This is a genomic window from Bradyrhizobium sp. USDA 223 (genome assembly GCF_044909005.1).
GTDB classification, from domain to species: domain Bacteria; phylum Pseudomonadota; class Alphaproteobacteria; order Rhizobiales; family Xanthobacteraceae; genus Bradyrhizobium; species Bradyrhizobium yuanmingense.
In genome coordinates, this window is record NZ_JBIYDR010000001.1 from 2745186 (window position 1) to 2768221 (window position 23036).

Sequence of the window (23036 nt, forward strand, 5' to 3'; positions counted from 1 at the left end):
ATTACCGCCGATTGGCGAGAGGAACCACGTTGTGCAACGTTTCGATCCCGCTTTCAAGGAAGCGGCGGACGCCGCGCGCGGCCTGCCTGATCCGTTGCTCGTTTTCCACCATGGCGATGCGGACATATCCTTCACCATGCTCGCCGAAGCCGACGCCGGGCGAGACCGCAACGCCGGATTTCTCCACCAACAGGGTCGCGAACTGCATGCTGCCGACGCTGCGGAAGGCTTCCGGCAGCGGCACCCAGGCGAACATCGAGGCCTCCGGCGGCGGGATTTCCCACCCCGCGCGGCCGAACGATTCAACCAGCGCGTCGCGGCGCTTGCGGTAGGTGTCGCGCATCTCCTTGATGCAATCGTCCGGACCGTTCAGCGCCGCGGTCGCCGCGACCTGGACTGGCGTGAAGGCGCCGTAATCGAGGTAGGATTTGACACGGGCGAGCGCGGCGATCACGCGCTCATTGCCAACCGCAAAGCCCATGCGCCAGCCGGCCATCGAATAGGTCTTCGACATCGAGGTGAACTCGACGGTGCAGTCCATCGCGCCCGGCACCTGCAGCACCGAGGGCGGCGGGTTGCTCTCGTCGAAATAGACCTCGGCATAGGCGAGATCGGACAGGATCAGAATCTCGTGCTTCTTCGCGAAGGCGACGAGGTCCTTGTAGAAGTCCAGGCTTGCGACATAGGCAGTCGGGTTCGAGGGATAGCAGACGACGAGCGCGAGCGGCTTGGGGATCGAATGCACGATCGCCCGCTCAGCCGTCTCGAAGAATTGCGGCGTCGGCTCCGACGGCACCGAGCGGATGACGCCGCCCGCCATCAAGAAACCGAAGGCGTGAATCGGGTAGCTCGGGTTCGGACAGAGGATGACGTCGCCCGGCGCGGTGATCGCCTGCGCCACATTGGCGAAACCCTCCTTCGAACCCAGCGTCGCCACGACCTGGGTGTCGGGGTTCAGCTTCACGCCGAAGCGGCGGGCGTAATAGGCGGCCTGGGCCCGGCGCAGCCCGGGGATGCCGCGGGAGGCCGAGTAGCGGTCGGTGCGCGGCTTGCCGAGCGTCTCCTTCAGCTTCTCCAGCACATGCGCTGGCGCCGGCAGGTCCGGATTGCCCATGCCGAGGTCGATGATGTCGGCGCCGGCATTGCGCGCAGCCGCCTTGGCCCGGTTGACCTGCTCGAACACGTAAGGCGGAAGGCGGCGAATGCGGTAAAATTCTTCCATGGCTCTCTGGGCTCCGGGCAACCGGTCAGGACAGAATCGACAGGCCGCGAGGGCCGGCACGAAAGCACTCAGGCTCCATTGCGAAAATTACTCAAAATCAGATACTTAGAGCAATCGTCGGCAACGAAGATTGAAGTCGTTAGCCCTGACTCCAGGCTGAACCGAGGTCTTTTAGCACGGCAAAGCGGAGGCGCCAGCGATTACCTTGCCGGTCTCCCGGCCACGGGCCTATTTGGCGTCCTTGGCGGCGGCGGCCTGGCGATCGCGCGCGGCGGCGAGCTCGGCCTCGATCTTGGCGCGCTGCTCCAGCGGGATAATCGCCTGATCGCGATCCGGCGGCAGATCATGCACCGGCAGATAGGTCCCGGGCTCCCTGGCGCGCGGCGGCGCATCCGCGGGCGCCAGATCCGCGAGTTGACTCGAACACCCGCCCAGGGCGAGCGCGGCCATCAGCACCGCGCCGGAGATCGGCAGCGTCTTTTGCAGGTCCCATAACGCCAACACTTGGGAAATCCCCTACTCGTCCCAAAGCACGGCCCCGGGCAAGCTTACCCAAGACCGTGCGCAAGCTCAAACCATTGCTGCCCAAATGGTGCGAGCGAGAAAACAGCCGATGCCCAACAAACCGAGCCGTGCGGCCCGATTGTGACGGAACCAAGAAGATTTGTCGCAGTGCAACACATCTTCGAGAGTGTTTAACGTCAAACCTGCGAGCTTCGCGGTGACGAATACGGAATGAATCGTTACTGTTCTGCTCATGAGTATGGCCACGACCGATACGCCGAAACCCGAGACGAAGTTCGACGCCGAAGCCTTTGCGATGAACGTCGCGCGGGCGATGGAGAGCGGCGGCAAGGCGCTCGCCGCCTACCTCAAGCCGCGCGAGAGCGGCGAGGTGCAGGACCGTCCGCCGGCCGAGCTTGCCGAGGTCGTCAAGACGTTCACGTCGGTCGCCGAATATTGGCTGTCGGACACGTCCCGCTCGTCCGATCTCCAGACCAAGCTCGCCAAGGACTATCTCGACCTGTGGGGCTCGGCGGTGCGTCGCATGGCCGGCCAGGACGCCGAGCCGGCGATCGCCCCCTCGCCGCGCGACAAGCGCTTTGCCGATCCGGAATGGAAGTCGAACCAGTTCTTCGACTTCGTCATGCAGCTCTATCTGCTCACGACCAAATGGGCGCAGGAGCTGGTGCGCGACGCCGAAGGGCTCGATCCGCACACGCGCCGCAAGGCCGAGTTCTACGTCCAGCAGGTCACCAACGCGCTCTCGCCGTCGAACTTCGTGCTGACCAACCCCGAAGTGCTGCGCGAGACGGTGGCGTCCAGCGGCGAGAACCTCGCGCGCGGCCTGAAGATGCTGGCCGAGGACATCGCCGCCGGCAAGGGCATGCTGAAGATCCGCCAGTCCAACCCGGACAATCTCGTCGTCGGCGTCAACATGGCGACGACGCCGGGCAAGGTGATCTACCAGAACGAGATGATGCAGCTGATCCAGTATTCGCCGACGACGGAGAAGGTGCTGCGCACGCCGCTCCTAATCGTGCCGCCCTGGATCAACAAGTTCTACATCCTCGATCTCAAGCCGGAGAAATCCTACATCAAGTGGTGCGTCGACCAGGGCATCACCGTCTTCGTGATCTCATGGGTCAATCCCGACAAGCGGCTCGGCAACAAGGGCTGGGAAGACTACATGAAGGAAGGCCCGCTCACGGCGATGGACGTGATCGAGAAGATCACCGGCGAGATGAAGGTGCATACCGCCGGCTATTGCGTCGGCGGCACGATGCTCGCGACCACGCTGGCCTGGCTCGCCGAGAAGCGCCGCCAGCGCGTGTCGTCCGCGACGTTCTTCGCGGCCCAGGTCGACTTCACCCATGCCGGTGATCTGCTCGTGTTCGTCGACGAGGAGCAGATCGCGGCACTCGAGCAGGACATGAAAACGGTCGGCGTGCTCGAAGGCTCGAAGATGGCCATGGCCTTCAACATGCTGCGGTCCAACGACCTGATCTGGTCCTACGTGGTCAGCAACTATCTGAAGGGCCAGCAGCCGAGCGCATTCGACCTATTGCATTGGAACTCCGATGCGACACGGATGACCCAGGCCAACCATTCCTATTACCTGCGCAATTGCTACCTGGAGAACCGGCTCTCCACCGGCACGATGGCGCTCGACAACACCCTGCTCGATCTCTCCAAGGTGAAGGTGCCGGTCTACAATCTCGCCACCCGCGAGGATCACATCGCGCCCGCGGAATCGGTGCTCTACGGCTCGCAATTCTTCGGCGGCCCGGTGAAATACGTGCTGTCCGGCTCGGGCCACATCGCGGGCGTGGTCAATCCGCCTGCCGCGAACAAGTACCAGTATTGGACCAACGACAACATCAAGAACGTCAGCGTCGCGCAGTGGATGAAGGGCGCCGTGGAGCACAAGGGCTCGTGGTGGCCGGACTGGCGGGAGTGGCTCGGCGAGCTCGATCCCGAGGAAGTCCCGGCGCGCGCGGTCGGCAGCGACGCATTCCCGCCGATCGAGGACGCGCCCGGCAGCTATGTCAGAGTTCGCGCGTAGCGGAATCCGGCGCGCTTTCGTATAGGATAATTGTTTGAGCATGATCTTTTCGGAAAATCGCTACTCACTTTTCCGGATCATGCTCTCTCCTCAATCCAGCGACGACACAGGGGACCGGCACTATGACACGCGAATTGTTCTGGCTGACACTGACGGTGATCCTGACGGGAGTTCTGTGGGTTCCCTACATCATCAACCGCTGCCAGGTTCGCGGTTTGAGCGGTGCCATGGCCAACCCCGCGCGCGGCGACAAGCCGCAGGCGGAGTGGGCAAACCGGCTGATGTTCGCCCATGACAACGCGGTCGAGAACCTCGTCATCTTCGCCCCGCTGGTGCTGATCCTGAACGCGATCGACTATTCCACGAAATGGACGGTGCTTGCCTGCGCGGTCTATTTCTGGTCGCGCGTCGCGCACATCATCGTCTATGCGCTCGGAATTCCGGTGTTCCGCACCCTCGCCTTCACCGTCGGCTTCTTCGCCCAGGCCGTGCTGGTGCTGGCGATCTTCAGGGTGGTTTAGTCTCGTGTCCCGGACAAGGCGCGGCACATTGGTGACGTGCCGTAGAGCCGGGACCCAGAACGCAACAAGCGAAGCATAGATGGGCCCCGGCTCTGCAGCGCATCACTGAAGAAGTGCTGCGCTGCGTCCGGGGCACGAGCAGTGCCTGCCTCACTCCTCCGGCAGGCCGAGCATCAGCCGCATGTTCTGCACGGCTGCGCCGGATGCCCCCTTGCCGAGATTGTCGAGCCGGGCGACCAATAGCGCCTGGTGATATTTGTCGCTGGCGAAGACGTAGAGCTCGAGCATGTTGGTCTCGTTGAGCGCCTCCGGCTCGAGCCGGCCGCCCTTGCTCGCCTCGTTCTGCAGCGGCATCACCTTGACGTATTTCGAGCCGGCGTAACGCTTTGCCATCGCGGCCTGCAGGTCGGCGCCGCCTGGCTTGCCCGGCAACGTGTCGAGCTGGAGCGGCACCGAGACCAGCATGCCCTGGCGATAATTGCCGACCGAGGGAATGAAGATCGGCCGCCGTGTCAGGTTCGAATAGAGCTGCATCTCCGGCAGATGCTTGTGCTCGAAGCCGAGGCCGTAGAGCTCGAAGGACGGCGCGCTACCATCCTCGAAGCTTGCGATCATCGACTTGCCACCGCCGGAATAGCCGCTCACCGCGTTGACGGTGACGGGATAATCAGGCGGCAGCAGGCCGGCATCGACGATCGGCCGCAGCAGCGCGATCGCGCCGGTCGGATAGCAGCCGGGATTGGAAACCTTCTTCGCGGCCTTGATCTTGCCGGCCTGGTCAGGCGTCAGCTCCGCAAAGCCGTAAGCCCAGTCCGGCGCGACCCGGTAGGCGGTCGAGGCATCCAGCACCTTCGGCGCGTGAGCCCCCATGCCGTCGACCAGGGCAACGGTTTCCTTGGCGGCATCGTCGGGAAGGCAGAGGATGACAAGATCCACCTCCTCCATCAGCGCCTTCTTGGCCGCGGGATCCTTGCGCTTGTCGTCGGCAATGGTCTTCACCGCGACGTCGCTTTGGAGCTTCAGCCGCTCGTTGATGCCGAGCCCGGTGGTGCCGGAGCCGCCGTCGACGAAGACGGTGGCCGGCTTCTTGGCCGCGCTGGTGGCCGGAGCTTTGGTGGTGTCAGCGAGGCTCATGATGCGCTCCCTTCGAGCATGTTCGTGTCGTCTGCGAAAATCTGCGGCCTTGCCTGCCGCATCAATTGTGAGATCCGCTTGGCATCGGCATCGCCGCCGTCAAGCGCATTCGCGATCGCTGCATAATCGGCATCCGACTTGTGCTGGTTCAGCTTGAAGCTGCCTTCGACCTCCTCAACGGTCATGACCAGCCCAACGATCCCTTTCTTCATCGTCTCCAGCCGACCCGCCGTCATCTTGGCCGACGTCCACGGCTTTTTCGGCAACAGCCAGCTCTCGAACTTGGCGCTAAGCGTCTCGAGCTGCACCGCCAGCTCGTCATCCGACAACAGCCGAACCGGCCCGCTCAGATGCACCGACTGGTAGAGCCAGGTCGGAACCTGATCCGGCGAGACGTACCAGTCCGGCGATACATAGGCATCCGGGCCGTTGACCGCGAGCAGCCACGACGCCTCGCCGCCCGCCAGCTTTAGCAGCGGATTGTGACGGGCGAGATGAAAGGCAGCCTGCGGGGTGCCGTCCGCGGCATAGGTCAAATAGAACGGCAGCGGCGAGGCGATCGGCCGCTTGCCATCGAAGGCGCACATCGTACCGAAGCCGCGCTCCTCGGCAAATTTCAGGCTCGTGGCGCGGTCCTGCTTGAAAAAGGGTGGCGTGTACATCGTGGTCTCCTGCTGGGCCTCCTCGGGGGGCCGCCGGATCAGATCGCGCTGACAGGAGAGAGGATGCCGCGGATCGGGTCCAGCGGCAAAGACGATGATCTCAAACGCGATCGACCGCCCAAACCGCTAAGCTGCGGCGGCGGCGACGGGCGAACAGAATGGTCGCGGCGTTGATCATGGCGCGCGGCTATAATGCCAGCTGGTTCCATGGTCAAGAGTAAATCGGTTCAGTGGGACGGCAGGATGCGCACAGATGTCATCGGACCGCCGTGGAATTTCTACTAAAAGTAGGGGTTTTCGAGAACGACCGGCGGGACACAACCTCTTCGCCGGCCCCGAGCCGTTCGCACCCAGCCTCAGGACATCACCATGACCGAGATTACTCGTCGCGCAACGCTAGCAGGCGCCGCCGCATCGGCGCTCCTGCCTTTCGTGAAGATTTCGCCCGCGGGCGCCGCCGCGCCGCTGGCCGAGAAGCAGAATGCGAGCTTCTATCGCTACAATGTCGGCACCCACCAGGTCACGGTGGTCTGCGACGGCGTTGCGACCGTCAATCTGACCGACAATTACGCCGCCGGCGCCAGCAAGGATGACATCAACAAAGTGTTCGCCGAGCACCACCTGCCGGCCGACAAGGTCACCCACACCTTCAACCCGGTGGTGGTCAACACCGGACCGAAGCTCGTCGTCATCGATACCGGGCTCGGTCCCGACCAGTTCACACAGTCGAAGGGCAAGGTCGGCCAATTCCAAAACAATCTCGCCGCCGCCGGCATCGACCGCGCGGCGGTCGATACCGTCATCATCTCCCATTTCCATGGCGACCACATCAACGGCCTGCTGGCGGCCGAGAACAAGCCCGCCTTCCCCAATGCCGAGATCATGGTTCCGGCGGTGGAATGGAAGTTCTGGATGGATGACGGCGAGATGAGCAAGGGGATGGGCAATCCGATCCTCGAGAACAATTTCAAGAACATCCGCCGCGTGTTCGATGCCCTGGGCCGCAAGGTCACGCAATATGAGGCCGGCAAGGAAGTCGCGCCCGGGATCACCTCCATGGCGAGCCCCGGCCACACGCCGGGCCACAATTCCTTCATCGTCGCCTCCGGCGCCGAGAAGGTGCTGGTGCAGGTGGACATCACCGCGGGCGCAGCGTTCCTGTTCGTGAAGCATCCCGAATGGAACATCGCATCCGATGTAGACAAACCGCTGGCCCAGCAAACGCGCCGCAAGCTCTACGACATGGCGATTGCCGAGAAGATGCCGATCCAGGCCTTCCACGCCGCCTTCCCCGGTCTCGTCCGGGTCGAGAAGGAAAAGGACGGCTCCGGCTACCGCTGGATCCCCGCGATCTGGAACGCATCGCTGTAGGCTTGCGCAGTAGGCTTGGCCTGACGCCCTGACCGGGCAGCCCCGGTTGCCCGGTCAGATCACGCGCCAGATCCATTCCATGATCTTGGCGAGCACGTCGCCGAACAGCAGGAGCACGGCGGACCAGATCAGGGCCGAGACAAAGTTTGCGGCCTGGAAGGTCCAATAGGGCATCTCGAAGATGCCGGCCGCAAGCGGCACCGAGGCGCGCAAGGGGCCGAAGAAGCGCCCGATGAAGATGCTGGGAATGCCCCAGCTGCGCACGAAAGCCTCGCCCCTGGGCAGGAGTTCCGGATAGCGCGAGAGCGGCCACATCTGCGCGACCCGCTCCTTGTAGCGGAAGCCGAACCAATAGGAGACCCAATCGCCCAGCGCCGCACCGAGTGCGCCGGCAATCCAGACCGGGAAGAAATTGATGCCGCTGGCCCCGATCAGCGCACCGATCGCCACCAGCGCGCCCCAGGCCGGGACCAAAATCGAAATGAAGGCAAGCGACTCCCCGAATGCGAGCAGGAATACGATCGGCGCGGCCCAAGCCTGGTGAGCGCGCACGAATTCGACGAGGGCGTGCGCAAACTGCTCCATACCAGATTAGCCTTCCCGCCCCGTCTCAAGGTGCTGCTCGATGAAAAGGACTGGTAAGCCAAGGACTTGTGTGACATCAAGTCACATAACCCGACATCACCAGGCCGGAGCGTCAAATTGCCGGGAAATGGCGAGGCTGCGGCGTAAAATCGCCGGGATTGCCTCCCAACCCACAGCGCCCGACCGCCCTGCGGTAACCTTTCCAAGTCAGAAGTGGCATAGTCGGCCTAACCGATTCGCTGCCTCTGCAGCCCTCAAACCGCATCAAGATATATGTCCAAACAGTTGAAGCCAAAAGCAAAAGACGATTTTTTCGGCGGTGACGAGCCGAAGGCCCGCGCCGCCGTCAAGGCGGCGCCGCGCAGTGGCGGGGAAGCCGATTACACGGCAGCCGACATCGAGGTGCTCGAAGGGTTGGAACCGGTGCGGCGCCGGCCGGGCATGTATATCGGCGGCACCGACGAGAAGGCGCTGCATCATCTGTTCGCCGAAGTCATCGACAACTCGATGGACGAGGCGCTGGCCGGGCACGCGACCTTCATCGGAGTCGAGCTGAGTGCGGACGGTTTCCTGACCGTCACCGACAACGGCCGCGGCATCCCGATCGATCCGCATCCGAAATTCCCGAAGAAGTCGGCGCTCGAAGTCATCATGTGCACGCTGCATTCGGGCGGCAAGTTCGACAGCAAGGTCTACGAGACCTCGGGCGGTCTGCACGGCGTCGGCATCTCGGTGGTGAACGCCCTCTCCTCGCGTCTCGAGGTCGAGGTTGCGCGCAGCCAGAAGCTCTACCGCATGACCTTCGAGCGCGGCCATCCCAAGGGCGAGCTTGAGGACCTCGGCAAGGTCAACAATCGCCGCGGCACGCGCGTGCGCTTCAAGCCCGACACCGACATCTTCGGGCAGAAGGCCGCGTTCAAGCCGCAGCGCCTGTTCAAGATGACGCGCTCGAAGGCCTACCTGTTCGGCGGTGTCGAGATCCGCTGGAACTGCGCGCCCGAGCTGCTCAAAGGCGTCGAGGACGTGCCGGCGGAAGCGACGTTCCACTTCCCGGGCGGCCTCAAGGACTATCTCGCTGCCGCGATCCACGCCGACACGCTGGTGCATCCGGACATCTTCTCCGGCAAGTCAGGACGCAACGGCGCGCACGGCGCCTGCGAATGGGCGGTGGCCTGGACCGCGGATGCCGACGGCTTCCTCTCCTCCTACACCAACACCGTGCCGACGCCCGACGGCGGCACCCACGAATCCGGCCTGCGCAGCGCGCTGCTGCGCGGCTTGAAGGATCACGCCGAGCGCGTCGGCCAGGGCAAGCGCGCCGCCTCCGTCACCTCGGAAGACGTGATGGTGGGCGCCGCCGTGATGCTGTCGGTGTTCGTGCGCGAGCCCGAATTCCAGGGCCAGACCAAGGATCGCCTCGCCACCGCCGAAGCGCAGCGCATCGTCGAGCAGGCAATGAAGGACCCGTTCGACCATTGGCTGTCGGGCAATCCGAACATGGCCAACCGGCTGCTCGACTTCGTCATCGACCGCGCCGAGGAGCGGCTGCGGCGGCGGCAGGAGAAGGAGACCGCGCGCAAGACGGCCGGCAAGAAGCTGCGCCTGCCCGGCAAGCTCGCCGACTGCACCGATGCCGGCACCGAGGGCTCGGAGCTGTTCATCGTCGAGGGCGACTCGGCCGGCGGCAGCGCCAAGCAGGCGCGCGACCGCAAGACCCAGGCCGTGCTGCCGCTGCGCGGCAAGATCCTCAACGTCGCCTCCGCCGGCAAGGACAAGCTGACGGCGAATGCGCAGCTCTCCGACCTCGTGCAGGCGATCGGCTGCGGCACGCTCGCGCAATATCGCGAGGAGGATCTGCGCTACCAGCGCATCATCATCATGACCGACGCCGACGTCGACGGCGCCCACATCGCCTCGCTCCTGATCACCTTCTTCTACCGCCAGATGCCGCGGCTGATCGACGAAGGCCACCTCTTCCTCGCGGTGCCGCCGCTCTACAAGCTGACCCACGGCTCCAAGTCGGTCTACGCCCGCGACGACGCCCACAAGGAGGCGCTGCTCAAGAGCGCGTTCAACGCCAACGCCAAGGTCGAGGTGAACCGCTTCAAGGGGCTCGGCGAGATGATGCCTGCGCAGCTCAAGGAGACCACCATGGACCCGGCCAAGCGGACGCTGCTCAAGGTGGTGCTGCTGGCCGACGACCGCGACACCACGGCGGATTCGGTCGAGCGGCTGATGGGCACCAAGGCCGAGGCGCGCTTTGCCTTCATCTCGGACAAGGCCGAGTTTGCCAGCGACGAGCTGCTGGACGTTTGAGGCGGCAACCAAACCGGCTGCACGCCAACACAGCCCCGGCCCAAAGCCGGGGCTGTGTCTTTGGGGCAACGGCCGTTGTTTCGGACCAGTTTACCTTGTGTGCTGCCGGGATCTTCGTTGCTTCCGGGGATGCGCCTCGCGGCGACTCGGCCAGCGACTCAGCGGATGTTGCGGCCGGGAGCAGGATTGCCTCCGTCTCGGACAAAACCGAATTTGCTAACGAAACCTTACTCAAGATCAAGTCGCCAAAACTTGCTCAAGCCATTGAAATATAACAATTTTTCTAGATCTAGGAGACGCCGCCGCAAAATACCCGCGCACCGGCGTTTTCCGGCGACTGTGCCTGTCCGGCAACAGCATTTCGGCAAGAACCGTCTATAGTTCAGGCATCAGATGACACGGACTTCAGTGCGCTCGCGCCGACAAGGTTTGGGGATTTAAAATGAAGAAGACATTGCTCGCTTTGACCGCGCTCGCGGCGATGACCGGTTCGGCCTCGGCTGCCGACTTGGGCGCTCGTCCCTATGCGAAGGCTCCGATGCCGGCGCCCGTCGCCAACTGGACCGGCTTCTACGTCTTCGGCGGCGGCGGCGGCGGTCTCTCCAACACCGACCAGCATGTGCAGACCACGGTGGGCGCGGTTCCGCTGACGATCAATCAGCGTCAGGGCGGCTCGGGTTGGTTCGGCACCGTCGGCGCCGGTTACGACTGGCAGTTCAGCGGCACCTGGGTTGCCGGTGTGTTCGCTGACGGTCAGTTCGGCAGCATCAAGGGCACCATCCAGGATCCTATCTTTGGCCTCACGGGCAGCCAGAAGCTGGAAACCTCGTGGGCTGCTGGTGTTCGCCTCGGCTGGCTGGTCGCACCGAACGTTCTCTCCTACGTGAACGGCGGTTACTCGGGCGCGCATTTCGGCCGCACCAACTTCACCAACCTCGCCGGCACGCCCGCTGGTATCCACCTCGACGGTTACGATCGTCACGGCTGGTTCGTCGGCGGCGGCGTCGAGAACAGCCTGAACTTCTTCGGCATCACCTCGCCTGGCTGGTTCATGAAGACCGAGTATCGTTCGGCCTTCTACAGCGGCAAGACCAACACGGAGCTGACCGACGTCGGCAACGTTCCGCTCGCCAACAGCATCCGCACCACCCACTGGAACCAGACCATCAGCACCTCGCTGGTCTACCGCTTCAACTGGACCGGTCCGGTCGTCGCGAAGTACTGATCCGATCTCACGATCAAGCGTCAAAGCCCCGGCATCGCCGGGGCTTTTTCGTTTTGGGCTCTAGCGTCCTTGCGGCCACGGCCCATTGTGTCCGTACCAGAGCTACGGCTAGTCTGTCGGCAAGTTTTCGTGGCTGCGGCAGTCGTTGATGCCGTGGAGCGCGACAGAAGCGGACCGATGGGAGGAAGGCATGCGCAGATTTCTGCTGGTGGCAGGCCTGTTTGCAACCGCTCTCGGGCTGCTCTGGATCGGACAGGGCACGGGCACGGTTCCGTGGCCTCGATCGAGCTTCATGGTCAACCAGCTGCACTGGGCCGGCTATGGCGCAGCCATGGCCGGCTTCGGGCTGGTGCTGATCTGGCAGAGCAACCAATAGAAGAAACCAGGGAATACAAGCATGACATCCAGCCGGTTCGATCTCCGCGGCAAGGTCGCGATCGTCACGGGAGGCAATGGCGGCATCGGGCTCGGCATGGCGCGCGGCCTCGCCGATGCCGGCGCCGACATCGCCGTGGTCGGACGCAACGAGAGCAAGTCCGCCACCGCCGTGGCCGATCTCAGGCAGCGCGGCGTGAAGGCGATCGCCGTCGCCACCGACGTGACCGACAAGGCGGCGGTCGCAGCCATGATCGACCGTGTCGTCAAGGAGCTCGGCCGCATCGACATCCTCGTCAACAATGCCGGCATGAGCATCCGCAAGCCGCCGCACGAGCTCGAGCTCGACGAGTGGAACAAGGTGATCGACAACAATCTCACCAGCGCCTTCGTGTGCTCGAAGCTGGCCTATCCGGCGCTGAAGGCGTCCGGCAACGGCAAGGTGATCAACATCGGCTCGATGATGTCGATCTTCGGCGCGAGCTTCGCGACCGCCTATGCGGCCAGCAAGGGCGGCATCGTGCAGTACACCCGCGCCTGCGCCAATGCCTGGGCGCCCGACAACATCCAGGTCAACGCCATCCTGCCGGGCTGGATCGACACCGATCTCACCCGCGGCGCGCGGCAGCAGGTCTCGGGGCTGCACGAACGCGTGCTGGCGCGCACGCCTGCGGGGCGCTGGGGCGACATCGACGACTTCGCCGGCATCGCCGTGTTCCTGGCATCGCCCGCGTCGAATTTCGTCACGGGCACCGCGATCCCGGTCGACGGCGGATTCTCGGTAATGGCCTGAGGCCGGTCTGCGCGCCATCCAACAACGCAAAAAAAAGCCCCGGACGACGCCGGGGCTTTTGAATTGAGACAGTGCTTTTCTTGATCGTTGGTCGCGTTGCGTCGACGTGCTCAGTAGCGGGCGATGGTGGGTGCGTCGAACTTGTAGCTCGCGCGCACCACGGCCCATTGGATGTCGCGCGGCTTGGCATCGAAGGTGTAGTTTCCGGAGGTGCCGCCGAGCTGATAGGTCTGGCTGGTGAAGGCCGCGTAGTTGTATTCGAGGCCGACGATCCAATTGCGGGTGACGCCGTACTCCCAGCCGGCGCCCACGGTCCAGCCGTTGGCCCAGTGGGTTTGTCCGCCCGAACCCGTCGCCACACCGACGGTGTCGGTGACCGAGAGGCGGTTGTTCGCGCCGGCATAGCCGCCCTTGAAATAGAACAGGTTGTTCTGCACGGCGAATCCGGCGCGGCCGACCACGGTGGCGAGCACGTTGGTACGCCAGGAGAACACGTCATCCCCGGCGCCAAACGCGGTGTTCGTGAACGAGCCCTTGTTGTCGAGACCCGAAATCGTGCCTTCCACGCCGAACACATAGTTGTTGGCTTGCCAGTTGTAGCCGATCTGGGCGCCGCCCATGACGCCCGCGTTGCGCTGGCGATAGCCCTCTCCCGGCAGCAGATCGCCGAACGCCGCGCCGGTGCCGTTGTTGATGAACTGCTGGTTGGTCCATGCGCCACCGATATGGCCGCCGACATAGAAGCCGGTCCAGTTGAACAGCGGCTCGACATAGGCGGGCGCCTTCGTGTAGCGCGCACCGAGATCGGCGGCGGAGGCCGCACCGGTCGAAACCAGAGCCGTCGTGCAGGCGAAGGCGGCAATCAACTTATTACGCATGGTACACCCCGTGTCCTTGGATGGGCGCACGGTCACATCAGGCTCTTACTAAAATTGAAATCAACACGGTTAACGTGGCGGTTGGGCCAGCATCACGCCGTGAATCCGATGGCGATGTTGCAAGCGTGCAACGCATCGCGCGCGAATTCACGCCGCGTTATCCCTACCGAAGTCCTACGCTAGGATTGCGGTGCGGCGCGCGAATGCACGTGCTCGGGCCGCACGCCGAGCGCAAGCAGGCGCGCCGGGATGCCCTGCAGCCATGGCAGCGCGGTGATGAGACGCACGACCAGCGGCACCTTCAGCGGCCGATCGCCGCCCTGCAGGGCGCCACTGATGATGTTGTTCTGCACGACCACCTGCATGCGCTGTGTCATCTTCACCGGGAACGCGCGACGGCGCCTGATGGCATCGAGCTCGTGCTCGGACGGGCAGCCATGCTGCAGCTTGTCCGCCAGGAGGTTCGCGGTTGCAACCGCATCCTGCACGGCGAGATTGACGCCGACGCCGCCGATTGGCGACATCGCATGGGCGGCATCGCCGATGCACAACAGGCCTGGCTGCGTCCAGCGCGTCAGACGGTTGATCGCGACGGTGAGCAGCTTGACGTCGTCGAAGCTCTTCACCTCGGCGATGCCGGAGCGGAGGATCGGCGCCATGCGCACGACGTCGTCGAGCAGCGCCGAAAGTCCCCTCGCCTTCACCGCATCGTACTGTCCCTTGGCGATGACATAGGCGCACTGCCAATAATCGCCGCGGTCGAAGGTGATCATCATCTTGCCGGGCTCGACCCGCGCGAACACGTTCTCGGTCTCTTCGGGTCTGCGGCCGGCGCGAAACCACAGCACGTCCATGGGCGCGCCGATCTCCTCGACGCTAAGGCCGGCGCGCTCGCGCACCGTCGAATGCCGGCCGTCGCAGGCGATGGTGAGATCGGCCTCGATGTCGATGATGCCCTCAGGCGTCTTCGCCCGCACGCCGGCGATCGTCTCGCCGCGGCGGATCAGATCGGTCGCCTCCATGCTCATCATCACCTCGAGCGAGGCGAAGCGCCTGCCCGCCTCGCGCAGAAAATTCAAGAAGTCCCATTGCGGCATGAAGGCGATGAAGGGGTATTTGGTATGGAGCCGGCTGAGATCGGCAATGCGCACCGGCGTGCCGCCGAACAGGCCGTCCATCTTTTGCAGGCGCTGGTGCGGCAGCTTCAGGAAGCCGTCGATCAGGCCGAGCTCATCCATCACTTCAAGCGTCGAGGGATGCACGGTATCGCCGCGGAAGTCGCGGAAGAAATCGGCATGCTTCTCCAGCACCACGACGTCAATGCCGGCGCGTCCCAGGAGGTAGCCGAGCATCATGCCGGCAGGTCCCCCGCCGACGATGCAGCAGCGGACCTTCATGGTCTTCGCAGGTTGTTGGTCGGGTGTCACTGCAGACGCGAACCGCGAGGTGAGTATCGATGAAGAGATGTCCGCCGATACTAGCGCGATTCAGGTCAAAGACAGTCCTAATTATGCAGGGCGCAGGTGGATCAATGCCGGTTGGGAGCAGCAGACCGGCGTCAAATGAAAGGCCCGTTTCGTGCGAGCCTTCCGTGACAATCGCGTTCGACTATTTCTGATCCTCGCTGCTGGTCCCGGACCCCGGACTGCCGATCGGCACCCCATTCGGAGCGCGCCCGGCACCCATGTTTCGCTCGGCCTGAGCTGCCGTGGGCGACTTGCCGGCGGCAGTCGGCGCCTGAACGTTGGGATTGGTCGGGCTGTTATTGGTGTTGATGTTGGCGCCTGTGGTGGTGCCCTGCGTTCCCATCCCAGAGGGAGCCGACGGCCCGGAATTGGCACTGCTGGATGACGTCCCCATTCCGGCACCCGATGAGGCCGCAGATCCGCCGCTGGCTCCGCCGGTCCCCGTGCCTGCCGCGGCACCGGCGCCCGCACCTGCGCCACCACCACCGCCTCCGCCACCACCGCCTCCTTGAGCAAGGGCGGCCGTCGAAAGCGCAGCACAAGCGATCGTGACGAGGATGGATTTACGGATCATGGATCGTCTCCCTGGTTTGGCAGACAATCCAGCCCGGCAGGAGTTGTTCCTTCCGCAGGGGAAGCGAGCTTCTCGTCTCAGGACTTTGGCGGCTTGCGGTCCCACGGCCGTTTGCCCTCGGCGTCGCGATCCCATGGTCGCGTGGCCGGAGCCCCCTTCTCATCCTCGGCGGCCTTCGCGCGGTCCGCCTGGACGCGTTCGCGATCGGTGAGAGGTGGGGCTGTGGGAACTGGATTCGTTTGAGCCAGAACCGGAAGCGTCGTAAGGAGCGCGACAATAATGAATTTTGTCATTCCCGGCTCTAGCACTTTCACCTTGGCTTGTCCGATTTAAGTTCGGCCGCTGCGCAAGATCATCCCGTCACAATCGAACAGCGCATCAATTATTGCTCCGGTTCGCGCTGCGAAAGCTCTTGATCTCCGACACGCTGCCGTCGCGATAGGTCAGCTCCACCGAGACGGATTTCGTGCTTGGCGCGAGCTTCATGTAGAGCGGCATGCCGGCGCTGACCGCGCTGGGGTCGCGCATGTCGCAGGGCGGCATCTTCAGCACCTGGTTGGGCACGGCGGTGTCGACGCCGATGCGCACCTCGCGAATGGCGCAGCGGTAGGAGACGAGATGCGTGTAGTAGACGAGCAGCCCGTTGAACTCGCGGAACGACAGCCAGCTCGTCGAGGTCATGTCGAGGATCTTGCGCTGGTCGCGGATCAGCGCGGCCTCGGGATCGAACCTGATCGGGAACGGGCCCTGCATGTCGCCGGACTGATCGACATAACGGACCTCGATGGTCCCGGCCTGCGCATCCGGCGGCAGCTCGATCGACGGGTTCGGCATCCGCTTGCGGGTGCGCGGATCGAGTGTGTCGATGAAGCCGGTCTCGCGGAAATCGCCCGCGCCGGCCATGCGCCAGGAAATGCCGAGCGTCGGATCGGCGAAAGAGAAGGTCACGCTCCAGCCGCCATTGTGACGCGAGAAGCTCGCAATCGGCGCGTTGAGGGTCTCCTCCTTGGGCATCTGCGGCACCGACACCGGCGGCAGAGCCGCAAGCTTCGTGGGCGGCGGATCGTCCGAACGCGCGGCGATGTCCTTGGCGAGGCCGCTGAGGAAGACATCGTCGACCATCTGGTCGAAATAAACAGGCACCTGCCTGTGCTTCACGGTGTCGGCGAGCTCGCTGACGGCACGGCGGGTACGCTGCGCCACCTGCACCAGATTCTCGCCGGGCTTGAGCAGCTCCTTGGCGAAGGTGCGAGTAAACACTGAGTTTGGATTGGCGTCGTCATTGGAGAGCCGATCGAGCGCGGTCTGGCGGGGACCCGCGGAGAACACCGAGAACACGCCCTCGGGCAGCTGGGTCATCGGTGCGAGACCGCCGGCGCCGGCGACCGCACGGGTGCCCTTGCGCTCGAACGGATTGTTGCGGCAGGCGTCGAACACCAGGATCGAGGTCCGCGCCTTCTTGTTCTGCAGCCGCTCGACGATGCGGTCGGCCAGGATCGAGGCGTCACGCACCAGCTCCTCCTGCCCTTCCGTCGCAGCCGGCACGTCGGTCGGCAGCAGATAGTTCTGGCCCGCGATCTCGAAGCCGTGGCCGGCATAGAAGAAGAACGCGGTGTCGCCGGGCTCGATCGCCTTGTCGAAGGCGAGCAGCGTCTCGGAGAATTGCTGCCGGCTCTGGTTCTCGGCGACCATCACCGAGAAGCCGAGCTGCCTCAGCGTGTCGCCCATGGTGCGGGCGTCGTTGACCGCCTTGAGCAGCTTCGGCACGTTCCTGTAATCGTTGTTGCCGACGACCAGCGCGACGCGCTTCTCGGCACAGGCGGGCACTGCGAAGCCGCTCAGGCCTACCGCGAGGCCAAGGGCCGCCAGAATTCTGAAAAGCCGACGCGTCATCGCAAAATTTCCCGTTGCAGAACCGGCCCTGCCGCCGATCTTCGAACGGCAGTTCATGGGACCCCCTGCCGCTGTGTGATAGTCGGCCCAGACCTGACGACGGTTCAAGGACGCTGGGGCTCCGATTGTACGATCCGACTATGGCCGATTCCGCTGGAATCTGTTTCCTTTTGGACAATTTCGCCGGAAGCGAGGGGCTGCAGTGTTGCACTGGTGTACGGACGAGGTCGACCCGAAGGATCGATTCGACTATTGGCGCGAGGTGCGCGCCAAGGGTTTGTTCGGCGTCACCGCCGAGCTCGCGCGCGAACGGCGCGCGGACTTCTTCGGCGAATTCTCGCTGCGTAAGCTGGGCGGCGCCGGCCTCGTCGAGCTGAAGGCCTCGCCCTACGCGGTCGAGCGCAGCGCGTCGGACATCGCCTATGCCCCGGGTGAGGCGATCTGCGTCTATCAGCAGCTCGGCAGCGGCGGCTGGTTCGGCGGCATGCGCGCAAGCGACTTTGCCATTGCCAATGGCAGCTTCGCCACCAGCCATACCGACCTGCCGTACCGCACCGCCCCGCTGGGCACCGGGGGCTTCCACCTGCGGATCCTCAAGATCCCCGTGAGCCACATCCCGGTACAGGACAAGCGCATGCGCGAGCTGGCGCCCCGGACCTTCAACGATCTGGCCCTGGCGCCCCTGCTCGCGGCCTGCTTCGCCGATCTCGGCGAAATCGCCGCGGACGATACGGCCTCTGCCGTCCAGACCTCGTTGGTCCAGGCGTTGGCCCACCTGGCGCTGATCGAGCGCGGCATCGTGCGGCCCGGAAGCCGGCGAGGACAGGAGGCACTGCGGACCGCCCGCCTCTCGCAGGCCCGGCGGCTGATCGCGCGCCACCTTCAGGACCCCAATCTTGCGCCGGCCATGGTGGCCGACCTGCTCGGCGTCTCCGTTCGTCACCTGCACATGCTGTTCGAGATGGCGGAGAAGAGCTTTTCCCAGACGGTGACCGACGAGCGCCTGAAACAGAGCCGCCGCCTGCTGCGCGAGGCGCCGGAACGGCTGATCGCCGACATCGCGTCGTCGTGCGGCTTCGAGAGCCTGGCGACCTATTACCGGGTGTTCAACGCCGCTTATGGCATGGCCCCAGGTGATTTCCGGGCAAAAGGCTCGGACGGGCCTCAACTGCTGTCTTGGCGGTTGTGGCCAGGCGGAGGGGCTCGGGGGAAAACCCCAGCCGCGCCCGTGATTTGGGCAAAAACCTCAGGCTTTTTAGGCTCTTCCCGCGCCCGCTCCATTGACTTTGGCCAATTCCCGCCTATGTTCCGGGTCGACGCGGCTCAGATCGAAGAGCGATTCCTGAGCCTTGCGCTTTGTCCGCGTGAGTCAGCACCCCCAGCTTCTTCGAAAGCGCGCCGTTTCGGGGTGGAACGCGACAGCCTTATTACCCTCGATTCCGAACGGCGGTTTCGACCAGAGGCTCAATGTCCTTTTCAGATCTCGGACTGTCCGAAAAAGTCCTCGCCGCAGTGGCGGCCACCGGTTACACCACCCCCACCCCCATTCAGGAACAGGCGATCCCCCACGTCCTCGCACGCAAGGACGTGCTCGGCATCGCCCAGACCGGCACCGGCAAGACCGCGGCCTTCGTGCTGCCGATGCTCACCATCCTCGAAAAGGGCCGCGCCCGGGCGCGCATGCCGCGCACGCTGATCCTCGAGCCAACCCGCGAGCTCGCGGCCCAGGTGAAGGAAAACTTCGACCGCTACGGCGCCGGCCAGAAGCTCAACGTCGCCCTCCTGATCGGCGGCGTCTCCTTCGGCGACCAGGATGCCAAGCTGATGCGCGGTGTCGACGTGCTGATCGCCACCCCCGGCCGGCTGCTCGACCATACCGAGCGCGGCGGCCTGTTGCTCACCGGCGTCGAACTGCTCGTCATCGACGAAGCCGACCGCATGCTGGACATGGGCTTCATCCCCGACATCGAGCGCATCTGCAAGCTCGTCCCCTTCACGCGGCAGACCCTGTTCTTCACCGCGACCATGCCGCCGGAAATCCGGCGCATCACCGAAGCCTTCCTGCACAATCCGCAGAAGGTCGAGGTCTCCAGGCCCGCCACGACCGCCGTCACCGTGACGCAAGCCCAGGTGCCCGCCGGCCGCGAGGCGCACGAGAAGCGCGAATTGCTCCGCCGTTTGCTACGCGAGGCCAAGGACCTCAAGAACGCGATCATCTTCTGCAATCGGAAGCGCGAGGTCGCGATCGTTCACAAATCGCTGCAGAAGCACGGCTTCAGCGTCGGCGCCCTGCACGGCGACATGGACCAGCCGGCCCGCATGGCCGCGCTCGACCAGTTCCGCAAGGGTGAGCTGCCCCTCCTCGTCGCCTCCGACGTCGCCGCCCGCGGCCTCGACATTCCCGAGGTCAGCCACGTCTTCAATTTCGACGTTCCCCACCACGCCGACGATTACGTCCACCGCATCGGCCGCACCGGCCGCGCCGGCCGAACCGGCACCGCGATCTCGATCGTGACACCGCTCGACCAGAAGTCGATGGCGGCAATCGAGAAGCTGATCGGACAGAGCATTCCGCCCGCCGAGGGCGATTTCGAAATCCACACCGAAGCCTCCGATGCGACCGAGCGTCCGCGCGAGTCGCGTGGTCGCGAACGTTCACGCGGCGGGCGCGGCAAGCCGCAGCGCGGCCGCGACCGCGAGCGCAGCTCCGAGCCGCGCGAGTCGCGTGGCGAGGCAAGGCACGCTTCCGAAGCAAGGCCTTCAGCCGAAGCACGGCCCGCTGCCGATGCCAGGCCGGCGCGCGCGGCAAGGCAGCCGCGTGACGCCCGGCCATCATCCGAGCCGCGTCACGGCGCCCGCCAGCAAGCCAATAATTCGCATGTGCCCTCGATCGGCCGTCCCGAGCCGCGCCGCCAGCGCGAGATCGACAGCGAGCCGGGCGATCACTCGCATCTGCCGGCGTTTCTTCTGCGGCCGGTGCGCTCCCCCGCCGGCGCCTGAAGCGCGCACTGGCGCTCCAGATTTCGGTTGAAAATCCTCGATCTGCAATTTTTTGGATGCCCCGTGAACGTATATTTACGGGGCGTTCATGATCGTCCCTTAGCCTACGAACATAATTTAAGGATTGCTGCGGTCGATGGCGCGTCGGCCGCCGTGGGGATGTTCAGTGATCAAGGTACTCGACGAACACGAACGCACGCTGGCGTTCGCCGAGGTGGCGCTCGGTCAGATCCGATCGCTTCGACAGACGGCCATTCCCCGCAATTACGAGATCTGGTACGTCTACGCCACCGGCTACAACGCACCGCTCAACAAGATCATCAATGAGACGCTGGCGCGCAGCGGCAAGCTGACCGAGGCCGATCTCGAGCAGATCTACGAGACCTATCTCTCCCACATCAAGACCACCGACCGCATCGACAAGGTCGGCGCGCGCGTCGTCGGCGAGATCGACGACGTGGTGAAGGTGTTGGGCGAGGCGCTCGGCATGACCGGTGCCTACGATACCAGTCTGTCGGATGCGACCAAGAAACTGTCGTCGGCCGAGAACCGCGACCAGGTCAAAGCGATCGTCGAGGCGCTGCTGCGCTCCACCAGCGAGATGCGCGAGACCAACAAGGCGCTGGAAGACCGGCTGACGCTGTCGAAGAACGAGATCAGCAATCTCCAGCAGAGCCTGGAGGCGATCCGCGCCGAAAGCCTGACCGATCCGCTCACGGGCCTGGGAAATCGCAAATATTTCGACCGCATGATCGGCATGGCGGTGCAGAGCGCGCTCGCCTCGGGCGAGCCGCTATCGCTGCTGCTGTTCGACATCGATCACTTCAAGTCGTTCAACGATTCCTACGGCCATCTCACCGGCGACCAGGTGCTGCGGCTCGTCGGCCTTTCCCTGAAGCAGACCATCAAGGGCCAGGACATCACGGCGCGCTACGGCGGCGAGGAATTCGCGGTCGTTCTCCCCAACACCGCGATGCGCCAGGCACTGACGGTGGCCGATCACATTCGCCGCGCCGTGATGGCGAAGGAATTGAAGAAGAAATCGACCGGCGAGATCCTCGGCCGCGTCACCATCTCCGTCGGCGTTTCCATGCTCAGGGAGGGCGACGACACCGACGCGCTGATCGAGCGTGCCGATGCCTGCCTCTATGCCGCCAAGCGCAACGGCCGCAACCGGGTGATCTGCGAAGCCGATCCGGAATTCGCGATCGAGAGCCACAGCCGGGTGGCGTAGCGCCAAATTCATCTACCGCCGTCATTCCGGGGCGCACCTCTTGGTGCGAGCCCGGAATCCATACTCACGACGGTGGTTATGGATTCCGGGCTCGCGGCTATGCCGCGCCCCGGAATGACGGTGACAAGGAAGCGAGAGCTTGGCCTCAACAACGGGCGAGCTTCCGCCGTCGCTTTATGAGCTACGGCGACCCGCCTTACGCGCCGTTTTCTTGGCCGGTCGCTTCTTTGCAAGGGGCTTCTTCGCCGCCGCCTTCTTCGCCTTCGGTCGTTTCTTCACCTTGGCGCGCTGCGCGGCAGTGAGCGCCGCCCTCGCCCATTGCGCAAGCTCCTGGGAATCGTCGAACAGACGCGCCGGCAGCTCCCAGTAGGAATTCACAACCACGGTCTTGGCGCGAGTCGAATACTGGAACGGCTTTGAGCCTTCGGCTTCGAAGTCGGGAATGGTCGTCTCGTCGGCGCGAAAGAACAGGCCGGCGCGCAGTGACAGCGCGAAATTGACGCCGTCGGCGGAGATGCCGTAGCCGGAGAACATTTTCCGGATGGTGACCGGGCCGAAATCAGCGAACAGGTCGATCAGGAATTCGCGGTCCATGCTGACGCTCTCTCGTGCCCCGGACGCAGCGCAGCGTATCACGCTGCGCTGCTGAGCCGGGGCCCAGCCACTCCACAGCGAAGACTATAGCGTGGGTCCCGGCTCGGCGCAGCAGCGCAAGCGCGCTGCAGCGCGTCCGGGACAAGAGAGCAGAGCGTAGGCCGAAACTACCCGTCGATCTTTGCCGGCCGCAGCTCGACCGATTCGCCGCAACCGCAGGCGGAGACCTGGTTGGGATTGTTGAACACGAACTGGGCCTGCATCTTGTCGGCCTTGTAGTCCATCTCGGTGCCGAGCAGGAACAGCACGGCCTTGGGATCGACCAGGATCTTGACGCCCTTGTCTTCGACGACCTCGTCGGTCGGGCGGATGTCGTGGGCGTATTCGACCGTGTAGGACTGGCCCGCGCAGCCGCCGTTCTTCACGCCGACGCGCAAGCCCACGATTTCCGAGTCCGCACGCTGGGTCAGCTCGGTGATGCGCTGGGCAGCGGCGTCCGTCAGCCGCATCACCTGCGGGCGCGGCCGCCGCGGCTTCGGCGTGGATGCTGGTGTCGAGCCTGACGAAATCTGGGTCATGTTGTCTATGTGGTCCGTTGCGGAGCGAATTCAATGCGGGCCGAGGCCG

At 64.4% G+C, this 23036-nt stretch carries 20 protein-coding genes and 1 pseudogene; 10 read left to right on the forward strand and 11 right to left on the reverse strand.

Features of this window, described 5'->3' with window-relative positions; translation table 11 throughout:
* Position 1 precedes the first annotated feature (1 nt).
* Positions 2–1222, reverse strand: coding sequence for an LL-diaminopimelate aminotransferase (locus ABIA40_RS12650; RefSeq protein WP_271546642.1), 1221 nt, complete (start codon positions 1220–1222; stop codon positions 2–4).
* 228 nt (positions 1223–1450) lie between these two features.
* Positions 1451–1726, reverse strand: a complete 276-nt coding sequence (locus tag ABIA40_RS12655; RefSeq protein WP_404541295.1) for a hypothetical protein — start codon at positions 1724–1726, stop codon at positions 1451–1453.
* Positions 1727–1979: 253 nt separating this feature from the next.
* Between ABIA40_RS12655 and ABIA40_RS12660 the strand changes: the two genes are divergently transcribed.
* On the forward strand, positions 1980–3788 hold the full coding sequence (locus ABIA40_RS12660; RefSeq protein ID WP_404541297.1) for a PHA/PHB synthase family protein: 1809 nt from the start codon (positions 1980–1982) through the stop codon (positions 3786–3788).
* Positions 3789–3910: 122 nt separating this feature from the next.
* Entirely contained in the window at positions 3911–4309 is a 399-nt protein-coding gene (locus tag ABIA40_RS12665) for an MAPEG family protein (RefSeq protein WP_271546649.1), read from the forward strand.
* A gap of 150 nt (positions 4310–4459) precedes the next feature.
* On the opposite strand, the gene argC is transcribed toward ABIA40_RS12665, so the two are convergent.
* Both argC and ABIA40_RS12675 read right to left on the reverse strand, forming a co-directional pair.
* Positions 4460–5443: an N-acetyl-gamma-glutamyl-phosphate reductase gene (gene argC / locus ABIA40_RS12670; protein ID WP_036022938.1), complete on the reverse strand. Its 984-nt coding sequence runs from the start codon at positions 5441–5443 to the stop codon at positions 4460–4462.
* Positions 5440–6105, reverse strand: coding sequence for an FMN-binding negative transcriptional regulator (locus ABIA40_RS12675; protein WP_275509733.1), 666 nt, complete (start codon positions 6103–6105; stop codon positions 5440–5442). The genes argC and ABIA40_RS12675 overlap by 4 nt, the downstream gene beginning before the upstream one ends.
* A 369-nt stretch (positions 6106–6474) precedes the next feature.
* Here ABIA40_RS12675 and ABIA40_RS12680 point away from each other — a divergent pair, with 369 nt between their 5' ends.
* Positions 6475–7476, forward strand: a complete 1002-nt coding sequence (locus ABIA40_RS12680; protein WP_404541299.1) for an MBL fold metallo-hydrolase — start codon at positions 6475–6477, stop codon at positions 7474–7476.
* A gap of 54 nt (positions 7477–7530) precedes the next feature.
* Here ABIA40_RS12680 and ABIA40_RS12685 read toward each other — a convergent pair whose 3' ends face one another.
* Entirely contained in the window at positions 7531–8061 is a 531-nt protein-coding gene (locus ABIA40_RS12685; RefSeq protein WP_271546656.1) for a DedA family protein, read from the reverse strand.
* A gap of 273 nt (positions 8062–8334) precedes the next feature.
* Here ABIA40_RS12685 and parE point away from each other — a divergent pair, with 273 nt between their 5' ends.
* The 4 genes from parE to ABIA40_RS12705 all read left to right on the forward strand — a co-directional run bounded on the left by parE (position 8335) and on the right by ABIA40_RS12705 (position 12770).
* The gene (parE, locus tag ABIA40_RS12690; protein ID WP_404541301.1) at positions 8335–10377 is read left to right on the forward strand and encodes a DNA topoisomerase IV subunit B; all 2043 of its coding nucleotides are present in this window, start codon (positions 8335–8337) and stop codon (positions 10375–10377) included.
* A gap of 442 nt (positions 10378–10819) precedes the next feature.
* A complete protein-coding gene (locus ABIA40_RS12695) occupies positions 10820–11602 on the forward strand; it encodes an outer membrane protein (RefSeq protein WP_404541303.1) in 783 nt (260 codons plus the stop codon).
* Positions 11603–11792: 190 nt separating this feature from the next.
* A complete protein-coding gene (locus ABIA40_RS12700) occupies positions 11793–11978 on the forward strand; it encodes a hypothetical protein (RefSeq protein WP_036000069.1) in 186 nt (61 codons plus the stop codon).
* A 21-nt stretch (positions 11979–11999) separates the two neighbouring features.
* Positions 12000–12770, forward strand: coding sequence for an SDR family NAD(P)-dependent oxidoreductase (locus ABIA40_RS12705; RefSeq protein WP_404541305.1), 771 nt, complete (start codon positions 12000–12002; stop codon positions 12768–12770).
* 110 nt (positions 12771–12880) lie between these two features.
* On the opposite strand, the gene ABIA40_RS12710 is transcribed toward ABIA40_RS12705, so the two are convergent.
* From ABIA40_RS12710 to ABIA40_RS12725, 4 genes are all read right to left on the reverse strand, one after another.
* Complete coding sequence (locus tag ABIA40_RS12710; RefSeq protein WP_404541307.1) at positions 12881–13648, reverse strand: outer membrane protein; 768 nt, start codon at positions 13646–13648, stop codon at positions 12881–12883.
* A 179-nt stretch (positions 13649–13827) separates the two neighbouring features.
* Positions 13828–15045, reverse strand: coding sequence for an FAD-dependent oxidoreductase (locus tag ABIA40_RS12715; protein ID WP_404541308.1), 1218 nt, complete (start codon positions 15043–15045; stop codon positions 13828–13830).
* A gap of 211 nt (positions 15046–15256) precedes the next feature.
* On the reverse strand, positions 15257–15688 hold the full coding sequence (locus ABIA40_RS12720; protein ID WP_404541309.1) for a hypothetical protein: 432 nt from the start codon (positions 15686–15688) through the stop codon (positions 15257–15259).
* Positions 15689–16066: 378 nt separating this feature from the next.
* The gene (locus ABIA40_RS12725; RefSeq protein ID WP_404541310.1) at positions 16067–17581 is read right to left on the reverse strand and encodes a caspase domain-containing protein; all 1515 of its coding nucleotides are present in this window, start codon (positions 17579–17581) and stop codon (positions 16067–16069) included.
* A gap of 202 nt (positions 17582–17783) precedes the next feature.
* Here ABIA40_RS12725 and ABIA40_RS12730 point away from each other — a divergent pair.
* The 3 genes and pseudogenes from ABIA40_RS12730 to ABIA40_RS12740 all read left to right on the forward strand — a co-directional run.
* Positions 17784–18746: pseudogene (locus tag ABIA40_RS12730) on the forward strand (helix-turn-helix domain-containing protein); the annotation flags it as partial.
* 302 nt (positions 18747–19048) lie between these two features.
* Positions 19049–20581 (forward strand): DEAD/DEAH box helicase, encoded by a 1533-nt coding sequence (locus ABIA40_RS12735; RefSeq protein WP_404541312.1) that lies wholly within the window; start codon positions 19049–19051, stop codon positions 20579–20581.
* Positions 20582–20747: 166 nt separating this feature from the next.
* Positions 20748–21815 carry a GGDEF domain-containing protein gene (locus ABIA40_RS12740; RefSeq protein ID WP_404541314.1) on the forward strand — a complete coding sequence of 356 codons (1068 nt, stop codon included), beginning with the start codon at positions 20748–20750 and terminating at the stop codon, positions 21813–21815.
* A gap of 174 nt (positions 21816–21989) precedes the next feature.
* On the opposite strand, the gene ABIA40_RS12745 is transcribed toward ABIA40_RS12740, so the two are convergent.
* Both ABIA40_RS12745 and ABIA40_RS12750 read right to left on the reverse strand, forming a co-directional pair.
* Positions 21990–22409 (reverse strand): TfoX/Sxy family protein, encoded by a 420-nt coding sequence (locus tag ABIA40_RS12745; RefSeq protein WP_225125543.1) that lies wholly within the window; start codon positions 22407–22409, stop codon positions 21990–21992.
* Positions 22410–22576: 167 nt separating this feature from the next.
* Positions 22577–22987 (reverse strand): iron-sulfur cluster assembly accessory protein, encoded by a 411-nt coding sequence (locus ABIA40_RS12750; RefSeq protein WP_074447904.1) that lies wholly within the window; start codon positions 22985–22987, stop codon positions 22577–22579.
* Between the last annotated feature and the right edge of the window lie 49 nt (positions 22988–23036).

What these genes read in the sequence shown, in the direction of transcription:
- ABIA40_RS12650 (WP_271546642.1), bottom strand. Translation starts at nt 1,222, where the DNA reads ATGGAAGAATTTTACCGCATTCGCCGCCTTCCGCCTTACGTGTTCGAG.
- ABIA40_RS12660 (WP_404541297.1), top strand. Translation starts at nt 1,980, where the DNA reads ATGAGTATGGCCACGACCGATACGCCGAAACCCGAGACGAAGTTCGAC.
- ABIA40_RS12665 (WP_271546649.1), top strand. Translation starts at nt 3,911, where the DNA reads ATGACACGCGAATTGTTCTGGCTGACACTGACGGTGATCCTGACGGGA.
- argC (WP_036022938.1), bottom strand. Translation starts at nt 5,443, where the DNA reads ATGAGCCTCGCTGACACCACCAAAGCTCCGGCCACCAGCGCGGCCAAG.
- ABIA40_RS12675 (WP_275509733.1), bottom strand. Translation starts at nt 6,105, where the DNA reads ATGTACACGCCACCCTTTTTCAAGCAGGACCGCGCCACGAGCCTGAAA.
- ABIA40_RS12680 (WP_404541299.1), top strand. Translation starts at nt 6,475, where the DNA reads ATGACCGAGATTACTCGTCGCGCAACGCTAGCAGGCGCCGCCGCATCG.
- ABIA40_RS12685 (WP_271546656.1), bottom strand. Translation starts at nt 8,061, where the DNA reads ATGGAGCAGTTTGCGCACGCCCTCGTCGAATTCGTGCGCGCTCACCAG.
- parE (WP_404541301.1), top strand. Translation starts at nt 8,335, where the DNA reads ATGTCCAAACAGTTGAAGCCAAAAGCAAAAGACGATTTTTTCGGCGGT.
- ABIA40_RS12695 (WP_404541303.1), top strand. Translation starts at nt 10,820, where the DNA reads ATGAAGAAGACATTGCTCGCTTTGACCGCGCTCGCGGCGATGACCGGT.
- ABIA40_RS12700 (WP_036000069.1), top strand. Translation starts at nt 11,793, where the DNA reads ATGCGCAGATTTCTGCTGGTGGCAGGCCTGTTTGCAACCGCTCTCGGG.
- ABIA40_RS12705 (WP_404541305.1), top strand. Translation starts at nt 12,000, where the DNA reads ATGACATCCAGCCGGTTCGATCTCCGCGGCAAGGTCGCGATCGTCACG.
- ABIA40_RS12710 (WP_404541307.1), bottom strand. Translation starts at nt 13,648, where the DNA reads ATGCGTAATAAGTTGATTGCCGCCTTCGCCTGCACGACGGCTCTGGTT.
- ABIA40_RS12715 (WP_404541308.1), bottom strand. Translation starts at nt 15,045, where the DNA reads ATGAAGGTCCGCTGCTGCATCGTCGGCGGGGGACCTGCCGGCATGATG.
- ABIA40_RS12720 (WP_404541309.1), bottom strand. Translation starts at nt 15,688, where the DNA reads ATGATCCGTAAATCCATCCTCGTCACGATCGCTTGTGCTGCGCTTTCG.
- ABIA40_RS12725 (WP_404541310.1), bottom strand. Translation starts at nt 17,581, where the DNA reads ATGACGCGTCGGCTTTTCAGAATTCTGGCGGCCCTTGGCCTCGCGGTA.
- ABIA40_RS12735 (WP_404541312.1), top strand. Translation starts at nt 19,049, where the DNA reads ATGTCCTTTTCAGATCTCGGACTGTCCGAAAAAGTCCTCGCCGCAGTG.
- ABIA40_RS12745 (WP_225125543.1), bottom strand. Translation starts at nt 22,409, where the DNA reads ATGGACCGCGAATTCCTGATCGACCTGTTCGCTGATTTCGGCCCGGTC.
- ABIA40_RS12750 (WP_074447904.1), bottom strand. Translation starts at nt 22,987, where the DNA reads ATGACCCAGATTTCGTCAGGCTCGACACCAGCATCCACGCCGAAGCCG.